The organism is Campylobacter sp. RM9333, assembly GCF_020137705.1.
Classification (GTDB): domain Bacteria; phylum Campylobacterota; class Campylobacteria; order Campylobacterales; family Campylobacteraceae; genus Campylobacter_E.
In genome coordinates this window covers 1-19,993 of record NZ_JACGAY010000017.1, presented here as the reverse complement: position 1 = coordinate 19,993, position 19,993 = coordinate 1, and the positions used below count along the sequence as shown (strand labels likewise).

The following is a 19,993-nucleotide window of genomic DNA, read 5'->3' as shown; positions in this document are numbered from 1 at the left end:
CATATATGTTAAATAGCTTACATTCAGGAAACAGATTAAGGGTGGATTTTTCAAACGTTCCACAGCAAATTGAGATTCCAAATCTATTACAATTACAGCAAAAAAGCTTTGATTATTTTTTAAATATTGGTAATGAAGACAGGGAAAGTGGTATAGAAAAAGTTTTTAAATCTTTTTTTCCTGTTAGTGATTCTCAAAATAGATTAAGTTTAGATTACGTATCTTGTGAATTTGTAAAGCCTAAATACACAGTAAGAGAGTGTATGGAAAGAGGTCTTACGTATGCAGCTAACTTGCGTGCAAAAATTCGCTTGACGTTATATGATAGAGATGAAAAAACTGGTGAAAAAATTGGAATTAAAGATATAAAAGAACAAGATATTACTATTCGTGATATACCTTTAATGACAGATAGAGTTTCTTTCGTTATCAATGGGGTTGAAAGAGTAGTTGTAAATCAGCTTCATAGAAGTCCAGGTGTTATTTTTAAAGAAAGCGAAGAAGGTAATAAATTACTTTATTCTAGCCAAATTATACCTGATAGAGGAGCTTGGATTTATTTTGAATTTGATTCAAAAAATATTTTATATGCAAGAATTAATAAAAGAAGAAAATTCCAAGCAACACTTTTATTAAGAGTATTAGGATATAGCAAAGAAGATATTATTCAATTATTTTATCCAATTCAAACAATAACACTAAAAAAACATAAATTCTATACAAAATTTGATATTAATGCTATAGGCGATAGAGTTGAATTTGATTTGATTAATGAAAAAGGTGAAGTTGTTCACGAAGCAGGTAAGAAATTAACTAAAAGAAAAATTAAAGAGCTTGAAGAATCAGGTTTAAAATTAATAGAATATCCTGTTGATATTTTAGCTAATCGTCAATTAGCAGAGCCTGTATATGATAAAAATACTGGGGAATTATTATTTGATACTCTTACAATGCTTGATGAAGATAAGCTAATTGCTTTAGTTCATAATGGTAGTGATTTTAAAATAGCTAATGATGTTGGTTCAGGAATTGATGATTCAATGTTAAAAACTCTTCAAAATGATTTAGATATGTTTAAATCATTTAAGCGTTCAGAAAATTATGAAAATGAAGAAGAATTTGCAATAGCTAAAATATTTAGAGTATTAAGACCAGGTGATCCTGTTGTTTTAGAAGCAGCAAAAACTTATATTTTAGATATGTTATTTAACCCTGAAAGATACGATATAACAAGAGTTGGTCGTATGAAAATGAACCATAAATTAGGACTTGATGTTCCTGAATATGTAACCGTTTTAACTAGAGAAGATATAGTAAAAACTATTCAATATCTTTACAGAATTAAATCAGGTCGTGGATATTTAGATGATAGAGACCATTTAGGAAATAGAAGAATTAGAGCTATTGGTGAGTTATTAACTAATGAATTACACATAGGTTTTGCGAAAATTCAAAAAGGCATTAAAGATAAATTAAGCTCAATTACTACTCCTATTGAAGAATTAATGCCAAGTGATTTAGTGAATTCAAAAATGATTACTTCTACACTACTTGATTTCTTTACGGGTGGTCAATTATCACAATTTATGGATCAAACAAATCCACTTAGTGAAGTTACACATAAAAGAAGATTATCGGCTTTAGGTGAGGGTGGTTTAGTAAAAGAAAGAGCAAGTTTTGAAGCTCGTGATGTTCACACAACTCATTATGGAAGAATTTGTCCTGTTGAAACTCCAGAAGGTCAAAATATCGGTCTTATTAACTCACTTTCAACTTATGCAAAAGTTAATGATTTAGGTTTTGTTGAAGCTCCTTATAGAAAAGTTGTAGATGGTAAAATAAGCGATGAAATCGTGTATTTAACAGCTACTCAAGAAGAAGGAATTTGTATTGCACCAGCTTCTACGAAAGTAGATGAAAATGGAAATATTGTTGATGATTTAATTGAAGCTAGAATAGATGGAGAAACGATACTAGCAAAACGCGAAGATGTAGGACTTATTGACCTTACTTCAGGGGCTATCGTTGGGCTTGCAGCTTCGTTAATTCCTTTCCTAGAACACAATGACGCAAACCGTGCGCTAATGGGTTCAAACATGCAGCGTCAAGCAGTTCCATTGCTTACTGCTACTGCTCCAATAGTTGGAACAGGTATGGAAAGAGTAGTAGCAAGAGATGCGTGGGAAGCAATCAAAGCTAAGCGTTCAGGTAAAGTAGAAAAAGTTGATAGCAATAATATATTTATATTAGGCGAAGATGATAATGGTTTATATATAGACCATTACAAACTAGAAAAGAACTTAAGAACAAACCAAAATACAACATTTTCTCAAAAACCAATTGTAAGAAAAGGCGATATAGTAAAAGTAGGACAAGTAATTGCAGATGGTCCTTCTATGGATCAAGGAGAGCTTGCTATTGGTAAAAATGCTTTAATTGCATTTATGCCTTGGAATGGTTACAACTACGAAGATGCTATTGTAATGAGCGAAAAAATGATTCGTGAAGACGCATTTACTAGTGTTCATGTTTATGAAAAAGAAATAGAAGCTCGTGAATTAAAAGATGGCGTTGAAGAAATTACTCGTGATATTCCGAATGTAAAAGATGAAGATATAGCACATTTAGATGAAAGCGGTATTGTAAGAATCGGAACGCATGTAAAACCTGGTATGATTTTAGTAGGTAAAGTTTCTCCTAAAGGTGAAGTAAAACCAACTCCTGAAGAGAGATTATTAAGAGCGATTTTCGGAGAAAAAGCAGGTCATGTAGTTAATAAATCTTTATACGCAGGTGCTAGTGTTGAAGGCGTTGTAATTGATGTAAAAGTATTTACAAAAAAAGGTCATGAAAAAGATGCTCGTGCAAAAGCAGCTCAAGACGCTGAACGCTTAGTATTAGAAAAAGACTATCATGATAGATTATTAATGATGGATAGAGAAGAAAATCTAAAGATTGCTAAATTATTAAAAGAAACTCCTTTAGAAAAAGCTGAAACTATAGGCGGAACATCTTATAAAAAAGGTGAAATCGTAAAAGAAGATGATTTATCTAATTTAAATCGTTTTGCTATTGGAAGTATTATTAAAGCTTATCCTAAAGATGTGCAAGCTTATTATGAGAATTTAAAAAATCATTTCCAAAATGAGAAAAAAGCTCTAAAACAAGAGCATGATGAAAAATTAGAAATATTAGAAAAAGATGATATTTTACAAAATGGTATAGTAAAACTTGTAAAAGTTTATATAGCAACTAAGCGTAAGTTAAAAGTTGGGGATAAAATGGCAGGTCGTCACGGAAATAAAGGTATAGTTTCTTGCATAGTTCCTGAAGTTGATATGCCTTATTTACCTGATGGAAGACCTGTTGATATTGTTTTAAATCCACTAGGTGTTCCAAGCCGTATGAATATAGGTCAAATTCTAGAAAGCCATTTAGGTTTAGTAGGACTTAGACTAGGAGAACAAATTCAAGAAATATTTGATGCAAAAAGAGCTGATTTTATTAAAGAATTACGCCAAAAAATGATTGATATTTGCGATATTTCAAGATTAATGGACGCTAAAGTTTATCTTAAAGATATGAGTGATGATGAGTTTATTCGCCACGCAAGAGATTGGAGTAAGGGCGTTAAATTTGGAGCTCCTGTTTTTGAAGGTGTAACTGCAGAAGAATTTAAAAAACTATTTGCAATGGCTAGAATAGATATGGATGGCAAAAGTGAGCTATACGATGGTCGCACAGGCGAAAAGATGAAAGAGCGTGTAAATGTGGGCGTTATGTATATGCTTAAACTTCACCACTTAGTAGATGAGAAAGTTCACGCAAGAAGTACAGGTCCATATAGTCTTGTTACACAACAACCTGTTGGTGGTAAAGCATTATTCGGAGGTCAAAGATTTGGAGAGATGGAGGTTTGGGCATTAGAAGCTTATGGTGCAGCACATACCTTAAGAGAAATGCTAACTATTAAATCTGATGATATTGATGGAAGATTTGCAGCGTATAAAGCACTTGCAAAAGGCGAAAATGTAACTTCAGCAGGAATTCCTGAGACATTTTTTGTTCTTACAAACGAGCTAAAATCTTTAGCTTTAGATGTTGAGATTTATAAAGAGGATAATGATGATGAATAAGAAATATAAAAAAATCCAACTTAACGAAGAAGAAAAACCAAGTCAATTTGATGCCATAGGGTTTAAAATAGCTAGCCCTGAGGCTATTCGTTCATGGTCATTTGGTGAAGTAAAAAAACCAGAAACTATAAACTATCGCACACTTAAGCCTGAAAGAGACGGCTTATTTTGTGCTAAGATTTTTGGGCCAATTAGAGATTATGAGTGCCTTTGCGGAAAATATAAAAAAATGCGTTTTAAAGGCGTTAAATGTGAAAAATGTGGAGTTGAAGTAACTACAAGTAAAGTTCGCCGCACTAGAATGGGTCATATTGAATTAGTTACTCCAGTGGCTCATACTTGGTATTCAAATGCAATACCTGCAAGAATTTCAACACTTTTAGATATTTCTACAAAAGATTTAAGCCGTGTTTTATACTATGAAGCATATATTGTAGAAGCTGTTGGAGATGCGCATACTGCAACTTATGATGATAATAAAAAAGTTACAAAATATAGCGTAATCAGCGAAGAACAATTCCAAGCTTTAAATGAAAGATATGAAGATACTGGCTTTAAAGCTAGAATGGGTGGAGAAGTAATTCACGATTTATTAGCTGAACTTGATTTAGTAGATATGGTAAGAGAATTAAAAGAAGCTTGCGAGCTAGCTCCAAAATCAAAAAAACCTGCAATTATTAAAAAATTAAAAATTGTAGAAAGCTTTTTAGCAAGTTCTCAAAGTGGAGAAGGAAATCGCCCTGAATGGATGATGATTACATGCTTACCTGTTTTACCACCTGATTTACGCCCATTAGTGTCTTTAGATGGTGGAAAATTTGCTGTTTCTGATGTGAATGATTTATATCGCCGTGTAATTAACAGAAACTCTCGTTTAAAAAGATTAATTGAACTTGATGCGCCTGAAATTATTATTAGAAACGAAAAAAGAATGCTTCAAGAAGCTGTTGATTCATTGTTTGATAACGCTAGAAAACAAACAGGAGCAGCTAAAGGTGCAAACAAAAGAACTCTAAAATCACTTACTGAAATCATCAAGGGTAAGCAAGGACGCTTTAGACAAAACCTACTTGGAAAGCGTGTTGACTTTTCAGGTCGTAGCGTAATTGTTGTTGGCCCAAAACTTAGAATGGATCAATGTGGCTTACCTAAACAAATGGCTTTAGAATTATTTAAACCACATTTATTAGCTAAACTTGAAGAAAAAGGTTATGCAACTACGGTTAAACAAGCTCATAAAATGATAGGCGAAAAGACTAACGAAGTATGGGAATGTTTAGAAGAAGTAGTAAAAGATCATCCTGTAATGCTAAACCGTGCACCAACTCTACACAAGCTTTCAATTCAAGCTTTCCATCCGGTGCTAGTTGAAGGTAAAGCTATTCAGTTACACCCTTTAGTTTGTGCTGCATTTAACGCTGACTTTGACGGCGACCAAATGGCTGTGCATGTTCCACTTAGCCAAGAAGCAATAGCAGAATGTAAGATATTAATGCTAAGCTCAATGAATATTTTATTACCTGCAAGTGGTAAGGCTATAACAGTTCCATCACAAGATATGGTTTTAGGTATTTATTATCTATCACTTGAAAAAACAGATGCAAAAGGTGCTAATAAGATTTGCACTGGTGTTGATGAAGTATTAATGGCTATGCAAACAGGCTCACTTGATATTCACGCTACAATCAAATCAGTTGTAAATGGTAAGAGTATTAAAACTACTGCGGGTCGTTTAATTATCAAATCAATTTTACCTGATTTTGTTCCTGAAGAATTATGGAATAAGGTTTTAAAGAAAAAGGATATCGGAGCATTAGTTGATTATGTTTATAAAAATGGTGGCTTAGAAATTAGTGCAAGTTTCCTTGATAATCTTAAGAATTTAGGTTTTGAATACGCTACAAAAGCTGGTATTTCAATTTCTATTGCTGATATTATTGTTCCTGATGAAAAGAGCGATAATATAGAAAATGCAAAAGCAAAAGTAAGAGAAATCCAAAACTCATTTAACCAAGGTCTAATCACTGCTAGTGAGCGTTATAATAAAATTATTGATATTTGGAAAAATACTAATAATGAATTATCAAAAAATATGATTAATTTAATGAAAAACGATAAAGCAGGATTTAACTCAATTTATATGATGGCTGATTCAGGTGCTAGGGGTTCAACGGCTCAAATTTCACAGCTAGCAGCTATGCGTGGTCTTATGGCTAAACCTGATGGTTCTATTATTGAAACACCAATTACTTCAAACTTTAGAGAAGGGCTAAATGTTCTTGAATACTTTATCTCAACTCACGGAGCTAGAAAAGGTCTTGCCGATACTGCGTTAAAGACCGCAAGTGCAGGACACTTAACAAGAAAGCTAATTGATGTTGCTCAAAATGTGAAAATCACTATGAATGATTGTGGAACTCACGAAGGTATAGAAGTTAGTGAAATTACTGCTGATGGTGTTGTAGTTGAAAACTTACACGATAGAATTATAGGTAGGGTTTTAGCTGATGATGTTATTGATCCAATTAGCAATGAAGTATTATTTAATGAAGGCACATTAATTGATGAAGTAAAAGCAAAAAGCATTGTTCAAAGCAATATCAAATCAGTTACAATTAGAACTCCAATTACTTGTAAAGCTAAAAAAGGAATTTGTGCTAAGTGCTACGGAATTAGCCTTGCTGAAAGTAAGTTAGTTAAAACTGGTGAAGCTGTTGGTATTATTTCAGCTCAATCAATCGGTGAGCCAGGAACTCAGCTAACACTTAGAACTTTCCACAGCGGGGGAACTGCTACAACTGATATGCAAGATAGACAAGTAGAAGTTAAGAAAGAAGGTTTCATAAGATTTTATAATGTTCAAACTTATAAAAATAATGAAGGCAAACAAATTATCGCAAATCGTAGAAATGCAAATATCCTTTTAGTTGAGCCTAAGATTAAAGCTCCATTTGATGGAAGTATTTCATATATTAATGCGCACGATGATATAACTATAGTTGTAAAATCAGGTAAAAAAGAGCAAAAATATATTTTAAGAAAACACGATGTTGCAAAAATCAACGAATTAGCTGGTGTTAGCGGAAACTTATTAGGAAAGCTTTATTTACCTTATAAAGAAGGTGATAAAGTTGTTGAAAATGAAAGTATAGTTGAAGTTATTAAAGAAGACTATAACATTCCAAGACGTATTCCTTACGCATCAGAATTACTAATAGAAGATGGAGCACCAGTAGCTCAAGATATTAGAGCAAATGCGGTTGGTAAATTAAACTATTACATTCAAAAAAGCGATGGTTTAGAAAAAATTGAGCTTAAAAAAGGTCATATAGTTAATGAAAAAGGTTTATTTGTAATTATTTCAGATGGAAATGATAGAGAAGCTATTCGCCATTATGTTCCAAGAAAATCTAAAATAGAATTTGGAAGTAATGAAATAATTAAAAACGCTAATGATTTAATAGTTACAGATGCAAGTAATGAAAGCCATATAATAGCTCAATGGGACCCATATAATAACCCTATAATAGCTGAGAGTGATGGTGTTGTAAGCTTTGTAGATATTGAACCAGGCTTTAGTGTTGAAGAGCAAACTGATGAATTAACAGGAAATAGCTCTTTAGTAGTTAATGAATATTTACCTGCTAGTATGAAACCTGCTATTGTGATTACAAAAGATGATGGAAGCACAATCAGATATCAACTAGAATCAAAAACCGTTATTTATGTAAATAATAATGAAAAGGTAAAAGTAGCTCAAATTCTAGCTAAAACTCCAAAGGCAGCAACTAAGTCTAAGGATATTACGGGTGGTCTTCCAAGAGTTACTGAATTATTTGAAGTAAGAAAGGTTAAAAACCCTGCTACATTAGCTGAGATTGATGGAATTGTAAGACTAGGTCAAGCTAGCCGTATGCGTCAAGTTATTACTATAGAAGGCGCTGATGGCAATTTAGTTGAGCATACAATTGACCGCCATAGCCAAATCCAAGTAAGAGATGGTGAGATGGTTCATGCAGGTGAGCGTTTAACTGATGGAACAATTACAAGTAATGATATTTTAAGAATATTAGGCGAGAAAGCATTGCACCATTATTTAATTAGCGAAATTCAGCAAGTTTATAGTGGACAAGGCGTTGCAATTAGTGATAAACATATAGAAATTATTATTTCACAAATGTTAAGACAAGTAACCATTATAGATAGTGGAGATACTAAGTTTATAGTAGGCGATGTAGTAAGCAAGCGTAGATTTGCTGAAGAAAACGAAGCTGTTATGAAATTTGGTGGAAGCCCAGCTATTGCAGAACCACGCTTAACGGGTGTTACTCGTGCGTCAGTTAGCAGTGATAGTATTATCTCGGCTGCTTCGTTCCAAGAAACTACTAAAGTATTAACTGAAGCTAGTGTAACTGGTAAAGTAGATTATTTAGAAGACTTAAAAGAAAACGTTGTTTTAGGTAGAATGATACCTGTTGGAACGGGACTTTATTCAAGAGCAAAATTACAAATTCATAAAAACGACTAATTGTAAGGGGATATAATCCCCTTATTTATTATTAATATCACAATACATTTATAATTTTTAACTACATTTTTTAGCTTTCAAATCTTGTTTTAAATTCTTTAAAATTAGTAGAATTTAAATAAATGCTTTAGATATTTTTTATTGATATTTTTCATATTTTATATTTTAATTTAAAGGTATTTAAAAAATACAATGATTTTAAAATATAAAAATAGTATTATTTTAAAATATTATAAAAAGTGGGGTAAAAATGGCTTTTGAAAATGTAGTAATCACAAAAGAACTTGATGAAAAATATAAATTATCTAAAATCTTTAACATTTACAATAGAAGGTATAAAACTATTCCAGAAAGAAAAAAGTTTTTATTTGATAGTGATAAAGAGTGTTTTTTGCTTGAATGCTATCATTATGAAGACCCAGAGTTTGATCATGCTTATCTTAGCAAGGCTGTGTATATTATGTGGTATCAAAATACCTTTATAGAGCTTGTGATAGATTATAATTTGCACGAGATGATTGGAAACGAGATGTATGATTATATCTATGAGATTTTAGATATAAAAGTGCTTGATTCTACTATTAAAGATAATAAAGAAGGCTTTAATGTAATAGGGTATGATTATATATGTAGAGTTTTAGACATTAAAGATAAATCACCGCTTAGCAAAGATGAAATCTTTAGCGTAGTAAAAGATGCTTTGTTAGCTTGTAAAGGCTATGGAAGAAAAGTATATGTTTTAGATGAGATAACTAAACAAAAGTTAGAACAAACAAAACTATCATTAGATGAGGCAAACGAGATTTTGGATATTGCTGATGATACAGGGTATTTTGATTATATAGCAAAGCATTTAGATTTAAGATATCTTGGAGTTTTTAATAAATACACCGTTTTTTGCGAAGGGGTAAATGATATAAAAGATACAAGAAGTATTGATAAAACTATCGCTTTAAAGTTTTTGGATATTGATACAAATACAAGCTTGAAAAACGCTTTTATAAGGGTTTTTGATATAGACGAGCAAAGCTTGTTAAAAACCTTAAAAAGCGATATGTTTAAGTGCGTTGATATTTATAATATATTTAGCTCTCGCTTAAACAAAGAATTACATGATACAAAAGAATATAAAGCTTATGTGGAATTTGAAATTATGTATAAGACTCTTTTAAAGCGTTTTGCACGAGAGACATCAGGTGCGGTGCGTGTGATAGTAAGCGATAATCCTAGTCATAGTTTTGTTCATGCTACTTGTAAAGAGATTATGAAAAATGAAAATATAACTATGATAAATGATATACCAAAGAAGTTTTATCATGATTGTGCATGGTATTATGAGGATTTGCTTGATGCTTTTAGACGCGAGAAGGAATTTTTCAAAGAACATGTAAAAGAAACAGAACTACTTCTAAAACAATTGTCAATATATAAAAAATACGGCGTGCGTGGTTTTAATATTTTTAGATTTTTTTATAAATACTATGATAAAGCTTTTAAGTTTTTTAACAAATACTACAATCCTTTTATGAAAGTTGTTATATTTGGTTTGCAGTTAGCTTGTGTTTATTTTGTTATTAGATTAGTTATTGTTTTGCTTAAGATTTTTGGTTTGATTTAGTGTAATAAAGAATGTATTATTACTAAATTAACTTTATTTTAAAGGTAAGATATGAATGAGTTTTTAATATATCTAACATATTTTTTAGATAATTTACATGGTTTAGCTAGTGGAATTATTAGTATTTTAATTCCTATAATTTATGTGCCATTTTTTATTACCTATCCTACGCTTTTTGCCCTTACATTTTTTATAGGAATGAACCTTTATCCTAGATTTATAATAGCTTTATATATTTTATTTTTTTATTTGGTTATAAGAATTGGGCTTATTGATAGAGATGCCGGTGGGTGGTTTGTAGTTTTACAACTATTGCTACCAATTGTATTTTCACTATTAATTTGGTGGTTTTATAAGTTAATAATGAAACAAAATCAAAAATTTATTAAAGGTATCTTTTATTTTTTCTCATTTTTAATGATTGCTTTTCACGGAATATTATTAATAAGTCATTTTAATTTACAGCAAAGTCCAAGACACGAAGTAACAGAACTTAAAAAACCAAATATCTTATTATTAAGCACAATTGAAAAGCAAAACTATACGATAGATGGTAAGTTTTTTAAAAGTGTAAAATTGATAGTTGATAAAGAAGTGCAAATATATGAAGATTATAAAAAATATGAAAAACGCTTTGAAGAAGAAGCTTCAAAATTACCAACTAGACTTAGTAAAGATAAGCTAATAAATTATGATATTTATGGTTATTATAAACCTTGTAGTTATGCAATAACAAATTTAAATAATTTGAGTTTAGAACTTAGCCCTAATCTTAATAGAATTTATGATTCTTTTACTAGGTTATTTATTGATAACTATTATCTTAGTTTAGACAATTATATAAGTGATTGCTCTAATGATGTTTATCAAAATTATTTAAATAAATTAAAAGAAGAATTAAAATGAGTTGTAGTTTAGAATACACATTTTTATTTTTAATATAATTATTTGAATTAATTTTTCATAATTAAATATATTAAACAAAATATTTTTATATTAATTATAAGTTAAAAATAAAATTAATAAAGTTTTATAAATATTAGTTTGATAATATTTTTTATTATTTTTAACCAATAACCACAAAATATTATCTTTTATATTGATATTTTTTTATTTTTTTATATAATAATAATCTAATTTTAACTCAAGGAGAAACAATGAAAATTAAAATTTCACTACTTACATCGGTGTTGTTGGGGGGGGGTATTAACATTTAGTGCTTGCTCTTTTTCTACAGGAGGACAAGGCGATTTAGATTCAAAACTTAGCAATCTATACAATATTCAAGCAAACAAAGATAGCGTTTGCAAATACAACGAAGTTACAAAAGACCCTATATATAACGGAAGTGCAGAAGGTATTAAATTATTATATTGTGGTGATTATACAAATTCTTATACATCTTTTAATGCAGCTGTAAATGGCTTTAATGATTCTGGTATACTTGATTACAAAGGTTTATTTTATGAATTACCGATTTTAAGAACTTATCAAGGAATAGACCAATTATTATCAACAAGTGTTTTATTTGATAAAGAAGCAGTAGAAGGTAGTAATAATCCTATTTTTGAATCAGCTAATAGATTGTTTAGATTAGCCGGTGATGAACAAGAAAAAATTGAAGAAAAATATAAAAAAGAAATAGTAAAAGCAGCAAAAGATATGGGCGGCGAAGATGGTTTTTTATTTAAAATTATTCAAAATTTAGCAAATAGTGCTATTAAGGACAATACAAGTGAATTAATGGGTATGAATTGCAAAAACGATAAAAAATCAGAAGATATTTTTATAGATGATGATTGCAAAATTCTTCAAGCAGAGCAAGGATTTATTAATACTTATGTTGAATTTATGCAATTTGTAGGTGGAATCTTAGAAGGTGGCGAAGAAGTTGATGAAGTTAGAAATAAATTATTAAAAATCAAAGAGAAAAATGTTGATAATAAAGTATTAGCAAGTGTTTTTGATAAAATTTATGGTGATAACAAATCTGATACAAATAATGTATTTGTAGTATATGAAAACGGGGAATCAAAAGGTTTAGAAGATTATGAAATCAGTTTTCCTATTCCAGCTGACTTAAACCATTTAAAAGATAATGCTGTTAAATTAGCAGTTACTTATGCGGCTTTAAATATTAATACAAAATTAGATGATGATATTATCAAAGCTATTGGTGGGCTTACCGATGCTCGTGGGGTATTTCCAAAATTAACTGATAGCAAATCATCTTATGAGTATTTAGAAGTAAGCAACAATAAAAATAAAGAAAATACAAAACAATTAGCCGATATGGATAAAATAATTACTAAAGATTACAATAGTAATTTAACTGTTACAATGATAAAAGCTATTTTTGATGCAGCTGTTAAAACTTCTTTAAATGCTAGTGCAGCTAATAAAAGTCCATTATTAGGATTTGCAGCAAATAAAGCTACTGAAGCTGTTAGTCTTAGTGATTTAAGACGTATTGTGGGACTTCCAAAAGATTATCAATTAACAATACTTGATAATACAGGAGATATTAAAATCACAGATAATAAAGGAAATGAAATATTTTCAAAATCTAATTTAGATAAAGATAAAAACTACTTAATTTATGTTAAATCTCCAAAAATAGGCACAAATTATATAAAAGTAATTGAAGGTAAAAAAGTAACACAAGTAAATGTAGGGGAGAATTAATAATGAAAAAATATTCAATTTTATTAGCTGGATTATTATTTAGTGCTTGTGTAAGTAATCAAAATTCTCCTGCAAATACAAATAATACTATAGGAGCATTAGATAAATGCCCTAATGTAACTTATGCAAATGCTAAAGACTTAAAATATTTAGGTTGTGAGTTAGTAAAGAGTAAAAAAGGTAATCGTGAAGTTGTGAATTTAAAACTAACAAGTCAAACTAAAAGCCAAAAGGCTTATAAGGTAAAAATTACTTGGGAAGATACAAATGGTATGACAACAGATGCGTTTAGCGAAAGATTAACTACTGATTATTTAGAAGTATCAAATCATGATACAAAAAATTTATTATATTTAGCTCCAACCGATGATTCTGTAAATTATAAAGTATTGATTACCGGAATTAGTGAAATACCTAAAGGTGCTTTATATGATAGTAAGCATTCAAAAATTGGCTCAAATGATTTTTCTTTAACAACCGATAAACTTGTAAAACAAATGTATTACGCAAAAGTTAGAAGTGATAAGTTTTTAAATTGCGGAGATTACCCGTGCAATTTAATGGTAGAAAGAATTAAAAACAATACAAGACAAAACTTTAGCCCTAAAATTATAAAAGAAGAATTAGTAAATGCTATCAATGATTATCAATTAGCAAATTATATTGATAGTGTATCGGGTGATGGTAGCACGAGTAATTCTTATGCGATAGCTAAATCTCTTGAAGGAAATGAAGATTTTGACCAAGATAAAATTGTTCAATCAGGACATTTAGTAGGTCCTACTCATTCTTTAAGGGGTGTTATCACTCAACAAACTAATTTAGAAACAGGTGAAGTTGCGTATTATCTAGATGTATCTATTAATAGATTAGCAACAGGCGTGGTAGAGTGGAAAGGCAGAGAAATCATTAATAAGAAATTTTAAGGGGTAAAAATGTTAAAGAAAACACTTTTGAGTTTTATAGCTACATTATTAATGAGTCAAATAACATTTGCAAGTGAAAGTCCAATAAAAGTTTGTGAAGGTGAAAAAGGTAAGTTTGATAAATATATAGCTTGTATAAAAAATGAATTACAAAACAAAGATGAGATTTTATTTGTAGGGGCAAAAATTGTCTCTTTAGCACAAAATAAGAGTGGGGCAAATTTTTATAGTTATGTAGATACAGCTTTTCAAAAGGCTATGCTAGAAATTAAAAGCAAAGCAATAGCTGAGAATGGTTTAAGGCATATAAGTAGCGCTATTTTGGCTATAACTGATAAAACAGAAGATGCACAAAAGCTAAAAAGTGAGCTTGAAAATGAAGCGAAAGCTGAATTAAAAGCTATGAAAAGAGAACAAAGCTATGAAGAAATTGTGGATGGTGTTTTAAATAGAATAAAAACTATAATAGACCCCAATTTAGATATACAAGATTACTCACAAGCTCAAAAAGAACAAGCAAAAGCAATAGCAAAAAGTGCAATATTTTCAGATACATTTGCTTCTAATATAAGTCAAAGTGGTTCGGGTATAGCACAAGGTTTGGTAACTTATATGAGCGTAATTGATACAGATAAAGATGGTAATTCAAGACTTGGGGTGATTGCTTATGTATCTGATAGGTCAATTCAGCTTTATAATAGTCTTACTAAGGGTATTGAAATTCCAGAACTAGAAAATAAAGCAATTTGCAAAAAAGTAACAGATATTATAAAAGCTATGAGCGATGAAGAAAGATTAGGCAGGGTAGGAACAATGTTTTATTGGGATGAGAATTGTAGACCCGCATTATTATCATTTTCTTTAAAATCATACAAGCAAAAACCTGCTTTAAAATATCAATTACAAGAAACAAATACAGAAAAATCAGAAATGGTAGCTCAAGATAATTTAGCACAATTTTTAGGTTCTTATGTAGATTTACAAAACAATTACACTGCCGAAATGAAAACTATTCAAAATGCTATGTTTACCGTAATTGAAGGCGCTATTAATGATGGAGTATATGAAGAAGGTAGTGTTGAAAATACTATATCAAGTTCTTTTTCTAAAATAGTAAAAACTCATAGTAAAGTAAATACTAAAGGAATGAAGACAATAGAACAATGGTATCAAGATTTAGGCGATGTTGGAGTTGTTGGTTCTATGGTTTCTTATTCTTTAAGTAATATTAAACAAATTGATAAAAAGAATGAACAAATTAGTGCAGTAAAAACTGGTCAAAAAACTGCAACAAGCAAAGATGTAAAACCTGTTAAAGTGCAAAAATCAATGCTAATTTATAGCAATCAAGTAACAGATGATTTTTAGGAGCTTGTATGAAAAAGTTATTAATTATGATTTTAGGCTTAGTAATAAGCCTAAATGCTGCTGTTGCTACTAAAACTAGCGTAAAAACTGCTACTGGTGAAGGATATGGTCTAACGTATGAACAAGCAGTTGATAATGCTCTTGCAGAAGCCATTGGGAAATTAAATGGTGCTTATATAAAAAGCACTCATCAAAATAAAGTTCAAGCAAGTAATAATAACGGCGATATAAATTATCAAGAAACTTATAATAAAAAGATATCTCGTGCAACACAAGGTAGATTTAATTCATTTGATGTAATTAGCAAAATGCAGACTGCTGATGGTTATAAGGTAGTAGTTCAGATTAAAAAAATTAGCTCTAGCAAATACTATAAAATCCCAGGTCAAAATACAAATAAGCATAATTTGATTGTAGTTCCTAGAATTAGTGAATTAAATATGATGAGTATTGGTTATGAAGAGTTGGTGTTTTTAAATATATTAAAAACAGCCATACAAAATGAGATTTATAAGGCTAGAAAATTTAATTTATTAGATAGAGATAATCAAAACATAACCGAAAATGAAGCAAGATTTATTAAAAATAATGCTAGTAAAGATGAAGCATTAAGATTAGGCCATACTTTAGGGGCTGATTATGTATTTTTGTTTGATGTAGCATCATTTAAATATATTCCTGGTAAGCATTCAAGCTATACAAATAGCATAGGCAAATCAAACCTTAGTGCAACTATAAATTATCAAGTTATTTTAATGGCTACTCAAGAGATAAAATATTCAAATACAAGCACAATACAATATGAATTTAAAGAGTTAAATAATGTAGAAATTGATAATTTTATAAATAAAATTGCAAAAGAGTTGGTTGAGAATTTTCATTCAGGTATTTATCCGCCAGTGGTAGAAAATATTAGCAATAATCTTGCTATTTTTACTCAAAAAATACCCATTGGAACTACCTTAGATTGTTTTGCAAAAGGCAAGGTAATTATTGATAGCAGAACAAAGGAGAAGAGTTATACAGAAGATTTTTCAGGAGTTGTAGAGATTATTAGAAACAACGAAAAACAAAGTTATGCAAATATATCAAGCGGTAATATAAAAAAAGGAGATATTTGTAGAATTAAAAAAGAAGAGAAAATCAAGAAAAAAGTCTCAAACGGATATGGTTTGTAGCAAGAAATGGCGCTTTGCCATTTCTTAAAATATTTATAAATTTTTATGTAAAATAATAGAACATAGCTTTAAAAGTTGAATTGCTAAAAGAATTTAAATTAGTGATAAAATCACAAGTATTATCTGATATAAAATAAAACATTTTGTTACAAGGAAATTAAATTGGAAATTATCAATAAAAAGTGTGATATTTGTTCTTGTAAAATCTCAAAATTAACTTATAAAAAAGATTTAGGATTTATTAGTCTAAAATGTCCTAATTGCAATGCTTTTTATATTTTAAAAAGCAAGATTAATGGCTTTTCTTTTAGCAATGCTTTGAGTGTTATTTTTGGTTTTATTAGTGCTATTATTACAATAATTTTTGCCACTTCAAATAAGAATTTAGCTAATGAAAATTTTGTATTTTTTATCTTTATATTATTTGCGATTTTTTTAATATCTATCGCTATTTTTTCTGCTATTGAGCGTTATTTGAATATATTTATATTTTCTAAGTTTTTCTTGGTTGAAGATTTGAGTAAAATCAAAGCTAAAAGTAAAACAATAATAGACTATATTTTAAGCAAATTTAAATTCTTATAAATCATCACAAGCTTTAATTTATCAATGTTTGTTTAAAGTTTTCTTTTAAAGATTTAATAATAGTAATAACTACGAAATAATACAATAGACAAACTTTTTTATACCTGTTATCTAACTGAAAATATTTAATTTAATCTTAAAATATTAGTAGTTCTTAAAACTATATTTTGGTATTACAAAATAAATATAATATTTTTATTTGATTATATGATTTATGCCTTTTTTAGTAAAGTTAGTAATAATTTTGGCTTTGTTTAATACTTGCAAAGTTGCTTAAATTTGTCCTTTGTTTTTACTAATTTTTCTTATTTTTATATTATTAAAATTTATTTTCTTAAGTATATTTCATCGGTATTAATTTCAACTAAACAAATAATCAAATTTATAATTTAGTTCTAGTAAAGCTCATAACATATTTAAAACCTTTTTAGCGGCTTTTACACCTTCATGCCATAATTTATGTCTTTTTAATACATATTTAGCATCAATTTTTCCACCAAACATAGCACCTAAAAGTGCTCTATTAGTCTTAAAAACAAAAGCAAATAAATGTATAAATATCCAAAAAATCATTAAAAACATTCCAATATTATGTAGTAATGCTACTAAAAATATAGAGTTTTCACTAATTGAAATTCCTGCTAAATTTTTATAAGTTTTAATAAGCCCTGTAATAATCAAAATAACCATAATAATTACAAGTCCTAAATACGCAAGGCGTTGTTCTGGTAGGTATTTTTCGCAAGGTTCTTCTTCTTTGTTAAAAATTATTGCATAGATTAATTTTATGCTTTTTTTAATATCACCTTTTTTTGGAAGCATTGAAAAATCTTTGCGTAAAATATAATATGTAATATGCAAAAACACAAAAAATATCAAGCTAATACTAAAAATATAATGAATCATCAAACTAATATAATAATCCACACTCCAAGACATTAAAGGTAATTTATAAATCATATATCTTTTTGCGACAGGCATTTGCAAAATACCACTAAAAATCAATGCAAAAACACTAATCATTATTCCTAAATGAGTTATTTGATTAAATATACTTTGTCTTTTAATTTTCATTTTTTTTCCTTAGTAAAACACCTGCTAAAACACCTGCAATCGGGCTTAATAAAACACTTTTAATAATTTTGTCATTACTGGTTATTTTGTTATTTATATCTACTTTCATATGTGCTATTCCTTGGGTGTTGTTTGCGTGTTTTTTGCTTATTGCTTCTTGAATTTTTTCAAACGAAATCGGTGATACATAAAAAGTCGCAGTTCCGCCGTTTTGTTTATCTCCGTAAATATATGTGCCATCATCTTTAGCTAAATCTTTATATTCTTGTGCCTTTTTTAGGGCTAGTAATTTTATTTTTTCCTTATTTGCATATATCATTGCGTTTTTAGGACAAGCACTCACACAAGCAGGAATGCTAATATCAGCACATAAATCGCATTTATACATAACTCCACCACCTGCTAATTTAGGTGCTATTTTAAGATAAGCCCCAACTCCTGCTTGTCGTTGTGGTATGTGCCAAGGGCAAACATCTTTACATTTTGCTCCACCAAAACAAACATTAGGGTTAATCTTAACTGCTGAATTATCTTTGCTAATTGCTCCAAAAGGACATATTTTAAGACAAGTTGGGTCATCACAATGCATACAATGTCTTGGGATATTTATATTTTTATTATCTATGTTTAATTTTTCAACATAGATGAAATTATAAGGATTTAGCCTATTAATCTCATCTTTTTTGTCTTGATAATCTTCATAAAATTTTTGTGGATAATAATTTGGTATTTCGCTAATTGGTTTAGGAAAAACATCTTTATTTTTTACTTTACAAGCACTTACGCATAAAGGTGTTGCTAAATTAGCACAGCCATCGCAAAGGCTTAAATCAATTAGTTTTGCCATTTTTTCTTGATTGGTATTTGCAAAAACCTTGCTTACACTAGCAATTCCTGCGATTTTTAAAAAATTTCTTCTATCTAAACTCATAATATTCCTTTTTTTGATAAAGTATAAGAGTTTTTAAAAATTATGTATGTGATAAAGTTACAATGAAAAAGATTGAAGATTTTTTAAATTCTATATTTACAAATAATGAGCTAATTAAAAAATGTTTAGAAAAAGGTCTTTTTAAGACTTATAAAAAAGGTGATGATTTATGGGATTGTCAAGGGCTTATATTTATAATTGATGGAAGTATTAAGATATTTATTGATAATGGCATTAGAAAGATTGATATTTTTAATTTATCAAATGATGAATATTGCTTATTATCAGCTTCTTGCGTGTTAAATAATATTAGTTTTAATGTTAATATTGAGTTTGTAAAAAACACTAATGTTTGGGTAATTCCTAGCAAAGATTTAGAAGAATTAAGCGAAAAATATTTAGAATTTAAACAGCTAAAACTAGACATTATTTCTAAAAGACTTAGCGAAATTATGCAATTTTTAGAAGATTTTGCTTTTATGCCGCTTTCAAATCGTGTTTTAAAATATATAAAAGATAATGCAAGTAATAATGAATTAAAAATTACTCACGAAGAATTAGCAAGAGTAGTAGGTAGCTCAAGGGAAAGTATTTCAAGGGTTTTAAAAGAGTTGAAAAATGATAATAAAATCGTGTTAAAACGAGGTGCTATTATTGTTTGTACTTAAAGAATTTAAAATAGGAGTTTAAAATAAATCTTAGATATTGCTAGATTTAAAATCTAAATTTCAAATTTAAATTTTTTAAAATTAAATAATTTTTCTAATTGCAATACTTAAAAATAAAGCTATTTAAAACAACTTGAAATAGAATTTTGGTTTTTTTATAATTATTTATATTATAAACTTCATCTATAAATCCTAATAACCATAAACTCCACCAAACCATTATTTCCCAAGTATTTTCAACAATCAATTACCATTGGTCTATTTCAAATAACTTAAAAACTTTTTCACATTTTTTT

12 protein-coding genes are annotated in these 19,993 nt (G+C 29.0%); 10 read left to right on the top strand and 2 right to left on the bottom strand.

Going from position 1 to position 19,993, the window contains the following annotated elements; translation table 11 throughout:
- Positions 1-5: 5 nt before the first annotated feature.
- The 9 genes from rpoB to AVBRAN9333_RS06635 all read left to right on the top strand — a co-directional run bounded on the left by rpoB (position 6) and on the right by AVBRAN9333_RS06635 (position 17,024).
- Entirely contained in the window at positions 6-4,136 is a 4,131-nt protein-coding gene (gene rpoB / locus AVBRAN9333_RS06675) for a DNA-directed RNA polymerase subunit beta (protein WP_336609655.1), read from the top strand.
- On the top strand, positions 4,126-8,664 hold the full coding sequence (rpoC, locus tag AVBRAN9333_RS06670) for a DNA-directed RNA polymerase subunit beta' (RefSeq protein ID WP_442862233.1): 4,539 nt from the start codon (positions 4,126-4,128) through the stop codon (positions 8,662-8,664). The genes rpoB and rpoC overlap by 11 nt, the downstream gene beginning before the upstream one ends.
- A 250-nt stretch (positions 8,665-8,914) precedes the next feature.
- A complete protein-coding gene (locus tag AVBRAN9333_RS06665) occupies positions 8,915-10,282 on the top strand; it encodes a hypothetical protein (RefSeq protein WP_336609654.1) in 1,368 nt (455 codons plus the stop codon).
- A 51-nt stretch (positions 10,283-10,333) separates the two neighbouring features.
- On the top strand, positions 10,334-11,188 hold the full coding sequence (locus tag AVBRAN9333_RS06660; RefSeq protein ID WP_336609653.1) for a hypothetical protein: 855 nt from the start codon (positions 10,334-10,336) through the stop codon (positions 11,186-11,188).
- Positions 11,189-11,866: 678 nt separating this feature from the next.
- Positions 11,867-12,967 carry a hypothetical protein gene (locus AVBRAN9333_RS06655; RefSeq protein ID WP_336609652.1) on the top strand — a complete coding sequence of 367 codons (1,101 nt, stop codon included), beginning with the start codon at positions 11,867-11,869 and terminating at the stop codon, positions 12,965-12,967.
- 2 nt (positions 12,968-12,969) lie between these two features.
- The gene (locus AVBRAN9333_RS06650; RefSeq protein WP_239803259.1) at positions 12,970-13,893 is read left to right on the top strand and encodes a penicillin-binding protein activator LpoB; all 924 of its coding nucleotides are present in this window, start codon (positions 12,970-12,972) and stop codon (positions 13,891-13,893) included.
- Between the two features lie 9 nt (positions 13,894-13,902).
- On the top strand, positions 13,903-15,261 hold the full coding sequence (locus AVBRAN9333_RS06645) for a hypothetical protein (protein ID WP_336609651.1): 1,359 nt from the start codon (positions 13,903-13,905) through the stop codon (positions 15,259-15,261).
- Between the two features lie 8 nt (positions 15,262-15,269).
- The gene (locus AVBRAN9333_RS06640; protein ID WP_336609650.1) at positions 15,270-16,439 is read left to right on the top strand and encodes a hypothetical protein; all 1,170 of its coding nucleotides are present in this window, start codon (positions 15,270-15,272) and stop codon (positions 16,437-16,439) included.
- Between the two features lie 162 nt (positions 16,440-16,601).
- The gene (locus tag AVBRAN9333_RS06635; protein WP_336609649.1) at positions 16,602-17,024 is read left to right on the top strand and encodes a hypothetical protein; all 423 of its coding nucleotides are present in this window, start codon (positions 16,602-16,604) and stop codon (positions 17,022-17,024) included.
- A gap of 405 nt (positions 17,025-17,429) precedes the next feature.
- Here the strand turns inward: AVBRAN9333_RS06635 and AVBRAN9333_RS06630 are convergent, their stop codons facing one another.
- Positions 17,430-18,098: a cytochrome b/b6 domain-containing protein gene (locus AVBRAN9333_RS06630; protein WP_336609648.1), complete on the bottom strand. Its 669-nt coding sequence runs from the start codon at positions 18,096-18,098 to the stop codon at positions 17,430-17,432.
- Positions 18,088-19,029: a 4Fe-4S dicluster domain-containing protein gene (locus tag AVBRAN9333_RS06625; protein ID WP_336609647.1), complete on the bottom strand. Its 942-nt coding sequence runs from the start codon at positions 19,027-19,029 to the stop codon at positions 18,088-18,090. Before AVBRAN9333_RS06625 ends, AVBRAN9333_RS06630 begins: the two co-directional genes overlap by 11 nt.
- Positions 19,030-19,091: 62 nt before the next feature.
- Here AVBRAN9333_RS06625 and AVBRAN9333_RS06620 point away from each other — a divergent pair, with 62 nt between their 5' ends.
- Positions 19,092-19,697, top strand: a complete 606-nt coding sequence (locus tag AVBRAN9333_RS06620; RefSeq protein ID WP_336609646.1) for a Crp/Fnr family transcriptional regulator — start codon at positions 19,092-19,094, stop codon at positions 19,695-19,697.
- Positions 19,698-19,993: the final 296 nt, after the last annotated feature.